This window comes from Tabrizicola sp., assembly GCF_034366665.1.
In the GTDB taxonomy this organism is placed as follows: domain Bacteria; phylum Pseudomonadota; class Alphaproteobacteria; order Rhodobacterales; family Rhodobacteraceae; genus Tabrizicola.
Genome location: NZ_JAXMMF010000013.1, coordinates 1 through 17310 on the forward strand (window position 1 = coordinate 1; position 17310 = coordinate 17310).

Annotated in this window: 22 protein-coding genes; 19 read left to right on the forward strand and 3 right to left on the reverse strand. The window is 64.4% G+C overall.

The window, feature by feature from the left end; genetic code table 11:
- Nucleotides 1-176: 176 nt before the first annotated feature.
- The 3 genes from U1E69_RS01395 to U1E69_RS01405 form a co-directional block, all read right to left on the reverse strand.
- On the reverse strand, nt 177-308 hold the full coding sequence (locus tag U1E69_RS01395) for a hypothetical protein (RefSeq protein WP_322242276.1): 132 nt from the start codon (nt 306-308) through the stop codon (nt 177-179).
- Nucleotides 309-420: 112 nt separating this feature from the next.
- On the reverse strand, nt 421-912 hold the full coding sequence (locus tag U1E69_RS01400; RefSeq protein ID WP_322242245.1) for a redoxin domain-containing protein: 492 nt from the start codon (nt 910-912) through the stop codon (nt 421-423).
- Nucleotides 913-952: 40 nt separating this feature from the next.
- Nucleotides 953-1279 carry a hypothetical protein gene (locus tag U1E69_RS01405; RefSeq protein ID WP_322242246.1) on the reverse strand — a complete coding sequence of 109 codons (327 nt, stop codon included), beginning with the start codon at nt 1277-1279 and terminating at the stop codon, nt 953-955.
- A gap of 243 nt (nt 1280-1522) precedes the next feature.
- On the opposite strand from U1E69_RS01405, the gene ugpC reads away from it, so the two are divergent.
- The 19 genes from ugpC to U1E69_RS01500 form a co-directional block, all read left to right on the forward strand.
- Nucleotides 1523-2578: a sn-glycerol-3-phosphate ABC transporter ATP-binding protein UgpC gene (gene ugpC, locus U1E69_RS01410; RefSeq protein WP_416200246.1), complete on the forward strand. Its 1056-nt coding sequence runs from the start codon at nt 1523-1525 to the stop codon at nt 2576-2578.
- Between the two features lie 87 nt (nt 2579-2665).
- Complete coding sequence (locus U1E69_RS01415; protein ID WP_322242247.1) at nt 2666-3913, forward strand: extracellular solute-binding protein; 1248 nt, start codon at nt 2666-2668, stop codon at nt 3911-3913.
- 2 nt (nt 3914-3915) lie between these two features.
- Nucleotides 3916-4806 carry a sugar ABC transporter permease gene (locus U1E69_RS01420; protein ID WP_322242248.1) on the forward strand — a complete coding sequence of 297 codons (891 nt, stop codon included), beginning with the start codon at nt 3916-3918 and terminating at the stop codon, nt 4804-4806.
- Nucleotides 4799-5635, forward strand: a complete 837-nt coding sequence (locus U1E69_RS01425) for a carbohydrate ABC transporter permease (protein ID WP_322242249.1) — start codon at nt 4799-4801, stop codon at nt 5633-5635. Before U1E69_RS01420 ends, U1E69_RS01425 begins: the two co-directional genes overlap by 8 nt.
- A gap of 2 nt (nt 5636-5637) precedes the next feature.
- On the forward strand, nt 5638-6492 hold the full coding sequence (locus U1E69_RS01430; protein ID WP_322242250.1) for a carbohydrate kinase family protein: 855 nt from the start codon (nt 5638-5640) through the stop codon (nt 6490-6492).
- Complete coding sequence (locus U1E69_RS01435) at nt 6489-7256, forward strand: phytanoyl-CoA dioxygenase family protein (protein ID WP_322242252.1); 768 nt, start codon at nt 6489-6491, stop codon at nt 7254-7256. Before U1E69_RS01430 ends, U1E69_RS01435 begins: the two co-directional genes overlap by 4 nt.
- Nucleotides 7257-7368: 112 nt before the next feature.
- Nucleotides 7369-8106 (forward strand): phosphonate metabolism transcriptional regulator PhnF, encoded by a 738-nt coding sequence (gene phnF / locus U1E69_RS01440; protein ID WP_322242253.1) that lies wholly within the window; start codon nt 7369-7371, stop codon nt 8104-8106.
- Entirely contained in the window at nt 8103-8549 is a 447-nt protein-coding gene (phnG, locus tag U1E69_RS01445; protein WP_322242254.1) for a phosphonate C-P lyase system protein PhnG, read from the forward strand. Before phnF (U1E69_RS01440) ends, phnG (U1E69_RS01445) begins: the two co-directional genes overlap by 4 nt.
- Nucleotides 8549-9079, forward strand: a complete 531-nt coding sequence (gene phnH, locus U1E69_RS01450) for a phosphonate C-P lyase system protein PhnH (protein WP_322242257.1) — start codon at nt 8549-8551, stop codon at nt 9077-9079. Before phnG (U1E69_RS01445) ends, phnH begins: the two co-directional genes overlap by 1 nt.
- Nucleotides 9079-10233, forward strand: coding sequence for a carbon-phosphorus lyase complex subunit PhnI (locus tag U1E69_RS01455; protein ID WP_322242259.1), 1155 nt, complete (start codon nt 9079-9081; stop codon nt 10231-10233). Before phnH ends, U1E69_RS01455 begins: the two co-directional genes overlap by 1 nt.
- Entirely contained in the window at nt 10230-11147 is a 918-nt protein-coding gene (locus U1E69_RS01460) for an alpha-D-ribose 1-methylphosphonate 5-phosphate C-P-lyase PhnJ (protein WP_322242260.1), read from the forward strand. The genes U1E69_RS01455 and U1E69_RS01460 overlap by 4 nt, the downstream gene beginning before the upstream one ends.
- Entirely contained in the window at nt 11144-11950 is an 807-nt protein-coding gene (locus tag U1E69_RS01465) for an ATP-binding cassette domain-containing protein (RefSeq protein WP_322242263.1), read from the forward strand. Before U1E69_RS01460 ends, U1E69_RS01465 begins: the two co-directional genes overlap by 4 nt.
- Nucleotides 11937-12671 carry an ATP-binding cassette domain-containing protein gene (locus U1E69_RS01470; RefSeq protein ID WP_322242264.1) on the forward strand — a complete coding sequence of 245 codons (735 nt, stop codon included), beginning with the start codon at nt 11937-11939 and terminating at the stop codon, nt 12669-12671. The genes U1E69_RS01465 and U1E69_RS01470 overlap by 14 nt, the downstream gene beginning before the upstream one ends.
- A 210-nt stretch (nt 12672-12881) precedes the next feature.
- Entirely contained in the window at nt 12882-13634 is a 753-nt protein-coding gene (gene phnF / locus U1E69_RS01475) for a phosphonate metabolism transcriptional regulator PhnF (protein WP_322242265.1), read from the forward strand.
- Nucleotides 13635-13690: 56 nt separating this feature from the next.
- Complete coding sequence (locus U1E69_RS01480; protein WP_322242266.1) at nt 13691-14617, forward strand: phosphate/phosphite/phosphonate ABC transporter substrate-binding protein; 927 nt, start codon at nt 13691-13693, stop codon at nt 14615-14617.
- A complete protein-coding gene (gene phnC / locus U1E69_RS01485) occupies nt 14617-15450 on the forward strand; it encodes a phosphonate ABC transporter ATP-binding protein (protein ID WP_322242268.1) in 834 nt (277 codons plus the stop codon). Before U1E69_RS01480 ends, phnC begins: the two co-directional genes overlap by 1 nt.
- Complete coding sequence (gene phnE / locus U1E69_RS01490; protein WP_322242269.1) at nt 15443-16477, forward strand: phosphonate ABC transporter, permease protein PhnE; 1035 nt, start codon at nt 15443-15445, stop codon at nt 16475-16477. The genes phnC and phnE overlap by 8 nt, the downstream gene beginning before the upstream one ends.
- Nucleotides 16478-16487: 10 nt before the next feature.
- Nucleotides 16488-16937, forward strand: coding sequence for a phosphonate C-P lyase system protein PhnG (gene phnG, locus U1E69_RS01495; RefSeq protein ID WP_322242272.1), 450 nt, complete (start codon nt 16488-16490; stop codon nt 16935-16937).
- Nucleotides 16934-17310: phosphonate C-P lyase system protein PhnH (locus U1E69_RS01500; protein ID WP_322242273.1), on the forward strand; the 377-nt coding region annotated here is incomplete at its 3' end. The genes phnG (U1E69_RS01495) and U1E69_RS01500, both read left to right, overlap by 4 nt.

A 17310-nucleotide genomic window follows, 5' to 3' on the forward strand; every position in this document is an offset into this window, starting at 1 on the left:
ATCTTTGGCACGCTTCCACTGAAAGCCTGCAGGACCGCCCTGCAGACCACCTCATATTGCCTCAGTGAACCAACCAGAAAGCGAACTCTGCAAATGGCTCAAGGCTTAAGTTAGCGCCTATGGGGATGGTCCCCCGCCTCCCAGACAGGAGCCAAACAGATGTCCCGCAAAGATGCTCACGCCTTCGCGTCGACGGCATGCGTCGACCCCTCGCCGCCACGCTCATGGTCTCGATCGTCGTCTTCCAGGCCGGGGATGGAACCTTCGGCGCCCTCCCCGCCGATGAAATCGACGGCGACGAGGTTCAAGTGGTCGCTGAGGTTGACCCGTGGGCTTTATGCCCACCACCTCGACGGTGCCTCAGCCGCTTGGCGTCGCGTCATAGAAGCGACGTACGGAGCGTGCGTCGTCTGATGCAAATCAGCCGACAACGCTACTTTCCTGTATCAGCACCATGATCTCGGCCCCAAGGACAAGATCAGCGACCTGTCCGAAGTGCCTAGCGCGAAGCCTACCCTCGCGGTCGATCAGAATAAGCGTCGGCGTGCCTTCCAACGCATAAGCCGCCATGGTCTGCGGCAGCGGGCCGTTTTCCCCGGCCATGTCCACCGCCACCGGAAATCGGATACGGTATTCGTGCAGAAAGGCGCGCAAGCTGACCGGCGTCATAGCTGCGTGATGTTCGAACACGCAATGTAGGCCGAGCACCACCACATCCGACGATCGGAAGGTCTGTGCGATGCGTTGCGCTTGTGGCAACCCGTGGGTGACACAACCGGGACAGAGCATCTGGAAACATTCGATCACGACGACCCGGCCACGCAGCCCCTCGAGCATCAGAGGCTCGGGCGTGTTCAGCCATTCAGCGGCAAGGATCGGCGGTGCAAGGTCGGACATGGCATTGGCTTTCATCAGAAAACCGGCGGCGGGGGGTGCCGCCGCCGGAAATTGTTTACTGGTTGACCCGGCCGGGGAGGCTGAGGTCTCCCGAGGCCACATCGAAGACGTCGGTCACGCAGAGCAGCGGCGCGTGAACATTGGCGTTGACCCGCAAGCCTGCGGTCACTCCGTCGAAGCCCGTTGGATCGACCGTGCCGATATCGGCAAAGGCGACCGCGATCCCGATCATCTTGCCCGATATCACCGGATCCCAGCCGGGGCTGTCGATCCGCAGGGGCAGGCCGGGCCATGTGGCGGGCAGGTGCTGCGTGATGCCTTCGGGGATGTCGATCACCTTCAGCGCACCCGCGCTACAGGCATCGTCCGTTCCCAGAACCACCCAATGACTGTGCCACAGATCACCGTCATTGGCCCGATCGCCATCGCCGTCTTAATCATAAAGCGGCGTGTTGTCGAAATCGGGGTGCGCGGTGGCAGCGGTGAAAACGATTCTCGTGCCGCAGTCTAGCCCAAGCTCTCCCGCTTCGACCGGGCGGCAGTCGTTACAATACCGTCATGTCCTGATGATACCTGCCACCGATCCCGGATTGTCCGGGTTGGAACCAGGAAGACGAGGCACAGGTTGGCACAGATTGTTTTCGGTGGCGTCGGAAAGGTTTATGCAGGCGGCACACGTGCCGTTTCCGATATCGACCTGCTGGTCGAAGACGGCGAGTTGATCGTGCTGGTTGGTCCGTCCGGTTGCGGCAAATCCACCTTGCTGCGCATGGTGGCGGGGCTGGAGACCATCACCGATGGCACGCTGAGCATTAACGGACGAACGGTCAATGATCTGTCGCCCGCCGAACGTGACATCGCCATGGTGTTCCAGAATTACGCGCTTTATCCGCACATGACGGTGCGCAACAATCTGTCCTATGGGCTGCGCAATGGCGGGATGAAACGCCCTGTGGTCGAGGAAAGGGTGCGCAATGTCGCCGAGGTTCTCGAAATCAGCGCCTTTCTGGATCACAAGCCCCGGCAATTGTCGGGTGGTCAGCGGCAGCGCGTCGCCATGGGGCGCGCCATGGTGCGCGAGCCGCAGGTTTTCCTTTTCGATGAGCCGCTCTCCAACCTGGACGCGAAATTGCGAAGCCATATGCGTGTCGAGATCCGCGAATTGCAAAAGCGCCTTGGCACCACATCGCTTTACGTCACGCACGATCAGCTGGAGGCCCTGACACTGGCCGATCGCCTGGTGGTCCTGAATGCTGGCCGCATCGAGCAGGTCGGCACCCCGATGGATGTCTATCTGCGTCCGGCGTCCCTTTTCGTGGCCGGGTTCATCGGGTCTCCGGCGATGAACATTCTGGTGCCTGACGTGATCGAGTGGGGCGCGGCCGGGCGTGACCATTTGCCGTCCAAGGGCCGGGTGTTCGGCATCCGTCCCGAAGACCTGCATCAGGCTGCGCCACAATCGCCGCATGTCAGCCTGGTTGGCCGGGTGCGGCATGTCGAGATGGCCGGAGCAGACATTCACCTGCACCTGACGCTTGCAAGCAGCACCGATTCGCTTGTCGTGCGCCTGCCCGGCCAGACGCCTGTTGCGACTGGCGCAGAGATCAGGGTCTTTGCCGCTCTCGACAGGTTGCATCCTTTCGATACAAGCACGGGGAGACGCTTGGAAATCGTTGCGTAGCACAACAATCATCCGAATGACGTGGGAGTGTTACACGGGTCTGAAATCATCAAAGGCACCCCAGTCAAACACAAAGGTGCTGGCCTCATGCCTTCCACGTCCTTTTCCCGTCGCGCCATCCTTGGTTCCGGAATTGCAGCCGGCGCATTTGCCGCCGCAGGGCTGCCTGTCCGGGCGCAATCCTCCAACGCAACGATCACCATTTCGTCCGTATGGGGCAACGACAGCCCGTTTCAGGGCGTTGTGGATGCTTTCAACGCTGCCGGTCTTGGTGTGACGGCCACGAACCGCTTTGATGGAAACTACGAGGAATCGACCGCCAAGGCAGTCACCTCGATCGCCGCGGGCCGTGCCCCCGACCTGATGGTGACCGGCTGGAAGTTCGGCTACTTCGCCAAACGCACCCTTGGGGCGCGTGATCTGCGCAGCATCGACGAGGCGCGCGTCAACGCGATCATCGGCAATTTCCAACCCTCGGTGCGCCCGCTGGTCACGATCGACGATGCGCTGATCGGCCTGCCCTGGGCCATGTCCACGCCAGTGACCTGGATCAACCGCGACCTGTGGCGCGCCGCGGGCCTGAATGACGACATCCCCATGGATGTGACGCATGACTGGTTGATGGAGCAGGCCGCCGCCATCGACGCGGCGCTGAAAGGCAAGCATGCAAGCTATGCCTCGGCGCTTGATCTGTCGAACAACGAGTGGACGTCGCAAGCCTATATCCAGAACGCGGGCGGCTGGCTCCTTGATCCGAACGGCACCCTTGCACTGGACAGCGCCGAGGCGGCAGCCGGCATGACCGCCTTTGCCGATCCCGCCTGGCGCGGGCTGTGGATGCCCGTCGATGGCAAGGCGCAATTGAACGCCTTCACCTCGCAGGCGCTGGCGATCACCACAACGTCATCGGCCTATGCGCCCTTGATGAACAAACAGTCGTTCGACATCGTGGCCCGGCAGTTCCCGCGTCTGGGCAATGCGCGCCGGATGAATTCGGGCGGCAACTTCCTGGCCGTCTATACGCCGAATGCCGAAAAGGCCCAGGCAGCGTTGACCTTCCTTGAATTTGCGGCCTCGAAGGCAGGGCAGGAAATCTGGTCCAAGGTGGGCTACCTGAATACTTCCGTGCATGACATTGCGGCCATGGCCAATCAGGAAGCCGCCAGCGCGCAACTGGCCGAGGGCCTGACCGCCGAAACCATCTGGCCCGGCGCCCGCGGACTGGAAGCGCAGACTGTCTGGCGCCAGTGGGTCGGCCGCATCCTGGAACGCCAGATGCCGGTGGCCGAGGCGCTGACGCGTGCCAAGGCCGACATCGCGCCGCTGATCGTCTGATCGTGACCGCGAGGCAATTCGCCATCAGCCTGGTGCCATATCTTTTTGTGGCACCGGCCCTGGCCTTCATCGGCGCGTTTCTTTACGCGCCGGTGCTTTTCTCGCTTGGCCTGTCGGTGACGGACTGGAACTTCATCAATTCCGATGCGAATTTTGTCGGGATCGAAAACTATCGCGTGGTGCTGAACGATGCGAATTTCCACGCAGCGGCGCGCAACACGCTTGTCTATACCCTCATTCTGGCCCCGCTTCAGATCGTGCTGTCGCTGTTGTTGGCGCGATTGCTGGCGGATCTGGGGCAGACGCGGTTTTCGCAGGTCTACCGGGGCGCCCTTTTCCTGCCGACGATCATTGCGTTCTCGATTGCCGGTGCGACCTGGGCCTGGCTTTACAACCCGCTGAACGGATTTCTCAACGCGATGCTGGCGCAGTTTGGTTCCGGCGGCTTGCGCTGGCTGGATGATCCGGCACTGGCGATCTGGTCGGTATCGGCGACGGTGTTCTGGAAAACCTTCGGGCTGAACATGCTGCTCTGCCTTGCCGCGCTCAGCGCCATACCTGCGGAAATCAACGAGGCGGCCCGCCTGGACAATGCCGGCTGGTGGCGCCGCCTGATCACCATCGAGGTTCCGCTGATCTCGCCCACGCTGTTTTTCGTCACCGTGACCACCGTGCTGGGCGTGATGGATGACATTGTCGGCGCGGTCGATGTCATGACTGGTGGTGGCCCGATCGACGCGACAACGAACCTGCTGTTCTACCTGTATGAAAAGGGGTTGCGGTTCTTTCAGTTCGGCCATGCGAGCGCGGTCGCGGTGATCGTGATGGCCTTTGTCGGGGCAATCACCTGGCTACAGTTCCGGGTGCTGGACCGTCGGGTGCATTATGGCTGATCGCACCCCCGCGCGGGGCTGGTTGCAACATCTGATCCTGTTGCCGGTGGCGCTGGTGACGCTGTTTCCGCTGTTCTGGATGGTCACGACGGCCTTCACCCCGAACGAGCTTGTGCTGACCCGCGCGATCCGCTTCTGGCCAGAGCAGCCGACGCTGGACAATTTCCGCACGGCCTTTGCCCGGCATCCGGTGGGTCTGTGGCTGTTGAACGGGTTTGTGGTTTCGGCCTTCGTGACGCTTGGCAAGCTGCTGATCAGCCTGCCTGCCGCCTATGCCTTTGCCCGGATGGAATTTCGCGGCCGCGATACGCTGTTCTGGCTGGTGGTGGCGACACTGACCTTTCCGTCGATCATCGGCATCGTGCCAACCTTCATCGGGGTGGTGAAGCTGGGGTATTACGACACCCTGGCGGGTGTCATCGTGCCGTCCATCGCCTTTGTCGGCTTTTATATCTTCTACTTGCGGCAGAACTTTCGCCAGCTTCCGTCCGAGATGTTCGAGGCCGCCTTGCTGGACAATGCCGGTCCCTGGCGGCAATTCGTCCAGATCGCGCTGCCCAACATGCGCGCGCCGATCGCGGCGGTGACGGTGCTCAGCTTTCTTGGGGCCTGGAACATCTATTTCTGGTCGCTGCTGATCCTGGAAAGCCCCGAGAAAAAGACCATCACCATCGGCATCAAGGTGTTCACCGATATCGAGGCGTCCAACCAGCTTTGGGGGCCGATGATGGCCGTGGCCCTGCTGGGGATCCTGCCGGTGCTGGTGCTGTTTGCCCTGGCGCAACGCCAGATGATCGAAGCGTTCGCACCAGGCAGCGGGGGGAAATGAGCATGGCACGCATTCTTGTCACGGGCTCGATCAACCGCGACCGCACGTTGCGGCTGGACGGGCCGCTGCCCGCCTGTCGCGTCACCGCGCGGGACATGGGGTTTTCGTTGGGCGGTGCGGCGTCGAATACGGCGCTGGCCCTGGCTTGCGCGGGGCATGAGGTTGTCATCGCATCGGCCTGCGGGGCCGGGCCTGCGGGGGATGCCATGCTTGCGCAGCTTGCGGCAGGCGGTGTGGATGTGTCGCGGGTGGCGCGGCCGGACGCGCCACCCGCAGAGCCGCTGATCCTGATCGAGCCGGGTGGCGAGCGAACCATCATCCATCACATGCCGGGGCAGGGGGCGATGGTCGATTTCGCGGATTTCGCCGATGAAGGCTGGGACGGCATCTATGCCGCCATGCCTGCGCCGGGGCTGTCCGCGCTGTGCGCGCGGCTTTTGCAACGGTCAGCAATTCTGGGGCAATGGTATCCCGCCACCCACGCCCCGCCTGCCGATGTTCTGGTCACTTCGGCCGCCGCCAGTCCGGGTGCGCCGCAACGTCTGACCGATCTGGCAGCACCCCTGCCTGGCTGGCTGGTGACGACACTGGGGGCAGATGGCGCGCAGGCCGTGGCCCCGGACGGCGCAACGATCACCTTGCCGGCCTGGCCTGCGCGCCCGGTCGATACCACCGGCGCGGGCGATGTCTATGCCGCAGGGCTGTTGCACGGAATGGTGGCGGGCTGGCCGCTGCCTGCCGCGATGACCTTGGCCGCGCAACTGGCCGCGCATCATGTCGAAACGCCCGGTCCAACCCCGTCACCGTCCCTTTCCGAAATCTTTGCCGCATTCAACCCCGAGGAGTCCCTGCCATGATCCTGACCGATGCCCAGATCAACCAATACCGCGCCGATGGCTATCTGCTGATCCCCGATGTGTTCCAGGGCGAGGCGCTGGACCAGCTTTGCGCCGCGCGTGACCGCATCATCGCCCGGCCGGACCGCGCCTGGAATTTTCTGGAAACCGAAGGCGGCCCGGTGCGCGCCTACAACGCCTGCCACTGGGACGAGCCGACCTTTGCCGATCTGGTGGTGGCACCCGAATGTCTGCAGCCTGCACAGCAGATCCTGGGGGGCGATGTCTATCTTCACCAGTTCAAGATGAACCCCAAGGCGCCGTTCGGCGGCTCCAGCGGTTGGGGATGGCATCAGGATTATGTCAACTGGCGCGATTTCGACGGGATGCCGGAAAACCGTGCCTTGAATGTCGCCGTTCTTCTGGATGACGCAACCGAGGTGAACGGGCCGCTATACCTGATCCCCGGCAGCCAGCACGAGGATGCCCTTGGCCAGGACCGTGCCAACAAGACGCCGGGCCTGACAGCCACCGAGGTTGGCGACGACGATGTGCGCCGCCTGGCCGAGGCCGCAGGCATTGTCAGTGCAACGGCCAAGGCCGGTGCGGTTCTGATCTTCGATCCGATGATCGTCCATGCCTCGGCGCCGAACATCTCGCCCTGGACGCGGCACACTGTCTACCTGACCTACAACCATGTGGACAACGCGTTGACGCAACCGACGCGCCCCGAACATATCGCTGCGCGGGATGCCACGCCGTTGACGCCCCGCGCAACTGCCTGAGGCTGACGGCAGTTCGACAATCCGGGCGGGTATCGCCCCGGCCGGATTGCACAAGTCATTCGGATGTTACACCGCACCTGTAGTCATTCGAATGAAAGTTGAGGAGAGACGGATGCCAAAGCGCATCGGACAGTGGCACGATGTCGAGGCGGCGCTGCGGGCGGATATCCTTTCGGGGCGTCTCGAACCCGGCGCGCGATTGTCGACAGAGGCCGATCTTTGCGCGCGCTTTGGCGTCGGACGGCACAGCCTGCGTCGGGCCGTGGCAACATTGGTCGCCGCCGGGGCGCTGCGGGTTCAGCAGGGGGCTGGCACCTTTGTCGCGGATCACGCGGTGCTGAACTATCAGATCGGGGCGCGTACGCGGTTTACGCACAATCTTTTGTCTCAAGGTCTCGCACCTTCGGGCGATCTTGTTTCCGCCGAAACGCTGATCCCACCCGCCCATGTGGCCGAAGCACTGGGGATCACCCCAACCACACAGGTGCATGCCTTTGTTGCGGTCGGGCGGGCGAATGGCGACCCTGTCAACCTGACCTGTTCGTGGCATCTGGCCAGCCTGTTTCCGTCAATGATCGACCAGCGCCGGGCAGGGGAAACCGTATCCCAAGTCTATACCCAAGCAGGCCATGGCGATTATCGCCGGCGCGAGACGACGATTACCGCAAGGTCTGCCCTGCCGGTTGAAATGCGGCATCTGAACCTGCCGGACGCGCGCCCGGTTCTGGTGACAGCAAAGGTTGATACAACCAGGGATGGCCTGCCCATCGGCTATTCCCAGGGGATATGGGCCGCCGACCGTGTGCGTTTCACAGTCGAAAACACCACCATGACCGGAGAGTTGAAATGACGGCCGAGACACCTGACCCGGCCTTGCCGGCACACCATGCCCGGACCCTGTCGGTTCTGGCCCGCGCCCGGCCTGGCCCGCTGAAGGCGCTGGCCGAAACGCTGCTGGACGATCTTGATGGCGTCGAGGTTCTGACCAATCGCACCGGGCTTGTGATGCTGCCGATGACCGACCCGGTGCAAGGCACCGATTTTCATCTGGGCGAGGTTCTGGTGGCCGAGGCGCATATCCGCACAGGTGCGGCCGAAGGCTATGGAATGGTCACCGGGCGGGATCTGGAACAGGCCCTGGCGATGGCGGTGGTGGATGCCGCGCTGATGCAGGGCCTTCGTGCCGGGGTGATCGCGACATTCGTCGAAAGCGAGGCCGCAGAACAAGCCGAACAGGACCGCAGGTCATTGTGTGACATAGCGGCAACCCGCGTGGACATGGAGACGTTCTGATGGATCGTGCACCCCGGATGACAGCCGAAGACGCGCGCACCGCCGCGACGTTTGACGCCCTGATGCGCGCCGCTTCCGAGCCTGGGCGCATATGGCCCTTGCCGGGCAGCGACCCTGCGCTGATCGCAGAGGCACTGCTTGACCGCGAGGTCAGCGTTCATGCCGCCGATCCCGACCTTGCCATGCGGATCGCGCTTCTGGGCGCGTTGGCGGCGGATCAGGAGGCGGCCGATTATGTCTTTGCACCGGCCTTGGCGGATCTGGCGTCGCGGCTGAAGGCCGGCACCCTTGCCGATCCGGATCTCGGCGCCACGCTGATCGCCCCGGCGGTGTTTGGCCGCGGCACGTCCCTGCGGCTGACCGGACCGGGCATCGCGCTGGCACGTGACATCGCGGTTGACGGGATTGCACCTGCGTTCTGGGCGGCTCGGGCGGCGGCGCTGCGCTATCCGCGCGGCTTCGACATTTTCCTGCATGACGGCGCGTCGGTGATCGGCCTGCCGCGTTCGACCCTGATCGAGGTGTTCTGATGGCCTATGTTGCAACACGTGGCGGTGAACAGGCCATCGAACAGGCGGAACGGCTGTTTCGGGCCGAGCTTGGCACAATTGACGCCGCGCGCGTGGCCACGATCGAGGCCGCGCTGCCTTGGCTCGTGGACCGGCTGATGGGCGAGGCATCGCTTTATGCGCGCGATCTGGCCGGGCTGGCGCTGGCGCAGGCGGGGGGCGAGCTGTACGAGGCCCTGCTGCTGCTGCGGGCCTGGCGGACGACACAACCGCGACTGGCGGTGGCCGAACCCGTCAAGCTGGCCGATACCTTTGCGCATCGCCGTGTCTCTGCCGCGTTCAAGGATCTGCCAGGCGGGCAGGTCCTGGGGCCGACGCTGGATTATTCGCACCGTCTGCTGGCGACCGAGGTGCTGGAAGGCGCGGCCTTTTCCCCGCCCGCCGTCACGCCCGCCGACATACCGGCACCGGCGCGGCTGGTTGCCTTGACCGACTGGCAAAAGGCGCAAGGCCTGATCGACACGCCAGCACCGATTCCCGTGGCGCCCGATGACATTCCCGATCTGACGCGCGAGCCCTTGATGTTCCCGGCCAAGCGCGCGCATCGGCTGCAAAGTCTGGCGCGGGCGGATACCGGGGGCACGCTGGCGCTGGGGTATTCGGCGCAACGCGGCTATGGTGCCGCGCATCCCACGGTGAACGAACTGCGCCTGGCCGAGGCCGATCTGCGGGTCCGCCATCCGCGCGGCACGGTGTTCAGCGCGGGGCGGGTGCGGGTGTCGTCCTGCGAGATGATCGCCAAGACCGTGAACGCTGAGACCAAGGCAGAACATCTCAGCCTTGGCTTCGCGGCCACGCTGGGGTGGAACGAGGTGAAGGTCGTGGCCGCCTCCACGCTGGATCTGAACGCCCGCCCTGATGGCGACCGGCCCGCCAGCAACGAGGAGTTCTTTCTTTACCACACCGAACCTGTCGAGGCGTCGGGCTTCAACATCCACCTCAAGCTGCCGCATTACGTCACCTTCCAATCCGCGCTGGATGCGTTGCGCGGGATCACCCGGGGTAGCGGGCAGGCCCGCAGCCCCGACGATGTCATGCATGAGGCCGAAGCCCGCACTGCCGCTGCGGCGGCGGCGGCAGTGTCTGCCCATCCCGAACCGGAGCCGGTGAAATGACCCGCCTTGCCGCGTTGACACGGCCCTGGGCCGCTTATTCCTATGGCTTTCTTGATGCCTCTGCGCGGCGCGAATTGCGCCGCCGCATGCTCAAGGCCATCGCCATTCCCGGCCATCAGGTGCCTTATGCCAGCCGCGAGGTGCCGATCGCGCGGGGCTGGGGCACCGGCGGCTTGCAGGTCACGCTGACGTTGCTGCGCCCCGATCTGGTGGTCAAGGTGATCGACCAGGGCGCCGACGACAGCGTGAACGCTGTCAACCTGCGCAAGTTCATGGAACGCATGGGGGGTGTCACCGGCACCACTGACACCCTGGCCGCCGACCTGATCCAGTCGCGCCACCGGATCCCCGAAGAAAGGCTGCGCGACCACCAGATCCTTGTGTTGCAGGTGCCGGACCCAGAACCGTTGCGCCCCATCACCCCTGACATGTCGGCGGCACGCATCCTGCATGGCGATGCCGATTACGGGCGGATGTGGCTGATGCTCTACGAACAGATCGTGCGGTCAGGCCGCATCACGCAAGGTGCCGCCTATCCGGCGATGGTGAACGGGCGGCATGTCATATCCCCCTCGCCCATTCCGCGCTGGGATGTGGAAAAGCTGCACATGGCGCAGCATCTGACGTTTCTTTCGGCAGGTCGCGAGAAGCGGCTTTATGCCGTGCCACCGCATACATCGGTGGAACCGCTGGTGTTCGACGACGTCCCCTATGCGGTCGAGGATCACGCCAACCTGACGTGCCAGCGTTCGGGCGTACAGGGGTTCTTCATGAACGAAATCCCGCGCGATGACGGCACGTCGGCGCATGAGCTGTCCGACAGCGGCTATGGCATCAAGGCTATCGACCGCGCCGCCGGCGAAGATGTCCGTATCGGCGAGACCTGGTACAAAAAGGGAAGGATCCGGCCATGATGGCGGTTCTCGAACGCGACGCCCCGGCGCTGGTGCCGGACGCGCCCGCGCTGCGGATGGTGGGCGTGGCCAAGTCCTATGGGTCCATCGTTGCGGTGGAACGCGCCGATGTGACCGTCTGGCCGGGAGAGGTGCTGGGCATCGTCGGCGAAAGCGGGTCTGGCAAATCGACCCTGCTGCGGATGATGAACCTTGAGGAGGCACCGGACAGCGGCAGCTATCACCTTGCCCTGCCCGCCGAGCCGGACCGCGACCTGTTCGCGCTGGACCGGTTCGAGGCACGGATGCTGCGCGCGCGCCATATCGGGATCGTCTATCAGAACCCGCATCAGGGGCTGATGATGCGCAATTCCAGTTCCGGCAATGTCGCCGAACGTCTGGTCGTGGCAGGCGAGCGCCGCTTTGCCAGGCTGCGACGTGCGGCCAAGGCGGCGTTGTCCGCCTCGGATTTTCCGCTGGCACGGATGGATGCGCCGCCCATCGACCTGTCGGGCGGCATGCAGCAGCGCGTGCAGCTGGCCAAGGCGATTGCGCTGGAACCGGCCTTGCTGTTGCTGGACGAACCGACGACGGGGCTGGATGTTTCGGTGCAGGCCCTGGTTCTTGACACCTTGAAGCGGCTTCAGGCCGAACGGGCCATCACGATGGTTCTGGTCAGCCACGACCTTGGCGTGATCCGCACCATGGCCGACCGGGTGATGGTGATGCGCGCGGGCTGCGTTGTGGAACAGGGTCTGACCGACCAGGTTTTTCAGGATCCGCAGCATCCTTACACACAGGAGCTGGTCCATGCCAAACTCTGAAACGCCGGTGCTGTCGGTCCGCGGCCTGCGCAAGTCATTCGCGGTGCATCACCTTGGCAGTTTGATCCCGGCCTTTGCGGATGTGACGTTTGATCTGTTCGCAGGGGATTTCATGCTGTTGCGCGGGCCAAACGGGGTTGGAAAATCAACCCTGTTGCGCGCGCTTTACCGCAGCTATCTGCCGGGTGGCGGGCAGGCCATCCTTGCCTCGTCGCGCGGGCCGGTGGATCTGGTGCGCGCAGCCGATGTGGATATCGCCTGGCTGCGCCGCCATGACATCGGCTTTGTCACGCAGTTCCTGACCGCCCGGCCAAGGGTCAGCGCCGAGGATCTGGTGGCCGAACCCCTGCGCGCCGCAGGAGCCGAGCCCGCACAGGCAAGGGGCGAGGCGCGTCACTGGCTGGAGGTGTTCGGGGTCAAGCCGGCGCTCTGGCCTGCCTACCCCACGACGTTTTCGGGCGGCGAGCAGCAGAAGGTCAATCTGGCACGGGCCTTGATTCGGCCCCGGCGGCTGTTGTTGCTGGACGAGCCAACCGCGTCGCTGGATGCGTCGGCCCGCGCGGCGCTTGTGGCACGGCTGGCGCAGTTGCGCGCCGAAGGCGTGGCCATGATCGGTGTCTTTCACCACCCGGAAGATGTGTTGCACCTTGTCACCAAGGAACTGGCCCTGTCGCCCCATGCCGAGGCCAGTCTCGAAGACCTGATGACCGAACAGATCTGAGTGGCGCGCAAATCTGCAAGGGTCACGGTCGCGAATCTGGGTTCGCGCGTCGCGCGGGGGTGCGCTGCCCGACGGGTTCATTCGCGTGGACCTCGCGACAGGGGCGCACTTGCGACAAAATGTACACCCGCGCGATTTGGGGCGTAGCTGTCGCATCACTGTCATGTGAGTCGTCTAGACGTCTCTACGAAGAGAGTCGGGAGACGCGCCTTGCCACAGCTTGTCAGACAGTCGGGTATTGCCATCTGGGCGCAGATTGCGAACGCTTTGCGCGCCGAGATCGAACGCGGGCTGGACGATGGCGACTGGCTGCCGACCGAGCCTGATCTGGCCGCGCGCTTCGGCGTGAACCGCCATACCCTGCGCCGTGCAGTGGATGAGCTGATCGCCGAAGGGCTGGTCGAACGCGTGCATGGCCGCGGCACGCGGGTTCTGGCGCGCGGGCTGGTCTACGGCCTTGGCCGGGACACCAAGTTCACCGAGCGTCTGGCGGCAAGCGGTCGCACCGCGCAGGTGACCTTGCTGGATCAAAGCGAAATTGCCGCAGATGGCGGCGTCGCGCGGCGTTTGCGTGTGGTCGAGGGCGCGTCGGTGCTGCGCCTGCGCACGTTGCGGGGCGAGGAAAATCTGCCCTATGCGTTGACCCTGCATTTCCTGACAGGTGATGCGGCAAAGGCCGCGCGCAGCTACACTGGCGGTTCCCTGACGCGGCATCTGCGCGAGGTGGCGGGCATCACGCTTGACCGGGTGGAAAGCCTGATCACCACACGCTTGCCGTTGCCCGAGGACGCACTTGCGCTGCGGATGCCACGCACCCAACCGGTGTTGCGGGTCAAGGGCGTGAACGCCTGCCGCGAATGTGGCGTGATACAAGAATATGCGATCACCCAGTTCCGCGGCGATCGCATCCAGCTTTCGGTGGCCGATCCCGAATGGGCCACCGATGACCCGCCGCCGCACTGAGGTGCGGCTGCAACCCTGACTCCCCAGTCAATCAACGTAAACCCGAAGGAAGAATCATGTCCCTCCTCAAGACCTTTGTTGTGGCCACAGCCGCAACTGTATTCTCTATCAGTGCGGCCTTCGCACAACAAGCAGACGGCTCTGCGGCAGCGCCTTATCGCGTCATGCTGGTGCCGGCCGATGGTGGCACCGAGGATGGCACGCGCGCCGACTTCAAGCCGGTCTTTGACGCCGTGACCCAGACCACGGGCATCCATTTCGACATCAAGGTCGGACAGACCTATGCAACGGTGATCGAGGCGATCTGCTCGGACGTTGTGGAAATCGCCTGGTTTGGCGCGGCGTCGTATCTGCCCGCGCAGCAGCGCGGCTGTGCCGAACTGCTGGCGGTGGACGTGCTCAAGGGCGAATCGACCTATTTTTCGGGCGTCTACGCCCGCAAGGACAGCGGCATTGCCTCGGTGGCCGACCTGAAGGGGCGCTCGATGGCCTTTGGCGACGCGAACTCCACCTCCAGCTTCGTCTACCCGGTGGCGATGATCGTGGCTGCGGGTCTTGACCCGGTGAATGATCTGTCGGCGATCCGCATGACCGGCAGCCATGCCAACAGCCTCAAGGCGCTGGCCGAAGGGCAGGTCGATGCGGCCGCCGCATCGTTCGACAGCTATGAGAAGGCGATCAACGGCGGCACGATCAGCGCCGACGAGTTTGTCGTCGTGGGCAAATCGGACCCGATCCCGAACCCGCCGCTGGCGATGTCGACCAAACTGCCGACCGAGGTGAAGGGTGTCCTGCGCGCCGCGTTCAACACCGTGCATGAAGCCCCCGGCGTGACCCCGGAAATGATCCGTGGCTATGGCGGCAAGCAGGTGGACCGCTATGACGCGAACATCACCGACGACATGCTGGCCCCGGCGCTGGTGACACTGTCGGGCGTGTCGGGCGATCTGCGCACCGCCATCATCGCCAAGGCAGGCAACTGATGTCGGCGGCGGCGATCCTTTCCGCCGCGCAGGCCATCGGGGGAGGGGTGCAACCGCACCTCTCCTTCCGGGACTTGCGCAAGGTCTATGCCGATGGGGTCGCCGCGCTTGATGGCGTGTCGGCCGATGTGGGCAAAGGCGAATTCTGTGTCGTGCTGGGGCCGTCCGGGTCGGGCAAATCCACGCTTTTGCGGGTGGTCAACGGGCTGACGGACCTGACATCCGGCACGATGGCGTTGGGCGATACCGCCTTGTCCCCCAAAAGCCTGCGGTCCATCCGCCGCCGGGTGGCAATGGTGCATCAGCAGTTCAATCTTGTGGAACGCGCATCGGTCGCATCGAACGTGCTGGCGGGTGCCGTGGCAGAGGTGGCGTCGTGGCGTGCGATGCTGGGCTGGTATCCCGATCATTTGCGCGACCGCGCCTGCGAAGTCGTGGCCCGTGTCGGCCTTGATGAAATCCACCTGCCGCGCCGCGCCTCGGCCTTGTCGGGCGGGCAGCAACAGCGCGTCGGCATCGCGCGCGCCCTCTTGCTGAAACCCGAGGTGATCCTGGCCGACGAACCCGTCGCCAGCCTTGACCCCGCCATCAGCCGCGAGGTTCTGGGCCTGTTGCGCGAGGCCGCCCGCGAACAGGGGGCAACGGTGCTGTGCAGTCTGCACCAGACCGATCTGGCGCGTGAATTCGCCGACCGGATCATCGGGATGCGCAAGGGGCGCGTCGTCTTTGACGGGCCGCCGCATTTGTTTGACAGCACTGCCGAAGGAAAACTCTACGAAGGTCTGAATGCGCCTGCAGATCAGCCCGCCACAAAGGAGCAAGCCTATGCGTGAGGGTGAACTTGCGATCGGGGCGCATCATCCCCGGCCCGCGCGCGACTGGCATCTGCCCGCGCCCTATGACTGGCGCGCGGCGCTGGCCGTCTTGCTGGTGGCATTGGCCCTGATCTGGTCGGGCAACCGTATGGAAGTGGACAAGATGCTGGGCCTGACCGGCGAGGCGGTGCTGTCCGCCGTCGGCGTGCAGGAAACCAGTCAGGTCGGCCGCGGTCTTGGCCGGATGCTGGGGGCGCTGTTTCCTTTCGTGATCGAAGACCGGCAGGAACTGGCGCGCTTGCCAAAACTCGACCGCGCGGCCCTGCCGATGTTCACCCGGATCGAGGCGGTCGAGGTCACGACATTTCGGATGAACGCCGAGACGCTGAAGGCCGAACCGCAGGTCGAGATCAAGGAATACCTCGTTCATCCGTTCGGCTATCTGACCAAGGTTCTGGGCAAGATGGTCGAAACCTTCGAGATCGCGATCTGGGCCACGATCATCTCGGTCCTGCTGTCGCTCCCGCTCGCGTTCTTCGGGGCGCGCAACTACACGCCGAACCGCTTTGCCTATTCTGCCAGCCGTGGCGTGGTCAGTTTCCTGCGCGCCATGCCGGAACTGATCATCGCGATGTTCCTGGTGCTGGGGTTCGGGTTCGGCGCGATTGCGGGCTATCTGGCGCTTGGGCTGCACGGCGCGGGTTTTCTGGGCAAATTCTATGCCGAGGATATCGAGGCCGCCGACCGCAAGCCGCAAGAGGCGCTGACCGCGCTTGGTGCGGGCAAGCTGCGGGTGCTGCGCGCGGCCGTGTTGCCGCAGGTGGCACCGTCTTATGTCGCCTACACGCTCTATATCCTTGATCGCAATGTGCGCATGGCGGCTGTCATCGGCTTGGTGGGTGCCGGTGGTATCGGGCAAGAGCTGAAGGGCCGCTACGACACGTTTGAATATGGCCATGTCGGCACGATCCTTCTGGTGATTTTCCTCACCGTTTTCGTGCTGGATCAGGTTTCCGCCCGCGTTCGCGCCCGGCTGATTGGATAAGGAATTGATGATGAGACCGGACAGAGAAGACTGGGCCGCGGCACTGGCCGCCGCTGACAAGGGGCAGGTTGCGGCACTGGCCGACCGCATCCGCGACCGCGCCACGGTGGAACCGCTGGCCCCGCCGCGCGAAGGGCTGATGCTGATGCAGTTGCGCGATTCCGTGGCGGGGGCCGCGTTCCATCTGGGCGAAATTCCCATGGCCCGCGTGCACCTGCGCCTGACCGCACCTGAAGGGACGGCCGAGGGCGGTGCCGCGCTGATGACCGACGATCTGGCGCTGGTCACCCGGCTGGCTATTCTGGACGCGGCCTTGATGGCGGACCTGCCCGAGGCGCCCGAGATCGAGGCCCTGCTGGCGACCGGCATGGCCGCCCGCGCCGAAGTGCGGGCGCAACGCGCGCTCGCACTGGACCGCACAAAGGTCGATTTTCAGCTTCTGTCGGAGGACGACGCATGAGCGTGCTGGACCTGCCCCGCCTCTGGCGGCCCGAGACGCATCAGGCCCTGTTCCGCCGCATCCTCGACGTGGCCGCGCGGCCCGGCCAGATTGCCGACTTCGCGGACCTGCTGGATGGCCGCCCCGCCGCACTGGCCGCCCTTGCCACCTTTTGCGACAACACGCAAAAGCTGGCCGATCTGAGCGGCACACTCTCCGCCACCGATCTTGCGTTTCTGGACGTGGGCATGGCCACCGCAGATCAGGCTGGGTTCATCCTTGCCCAGGGTGCCATGCCCCCAGATTTCACCCCACGCCTTGGCACGCTGGATGCGCCCGAAGGTGGGGCGACGCTTGTGGTCATGGTCGAAAGCCTGACAGATGGTGCGGGCCT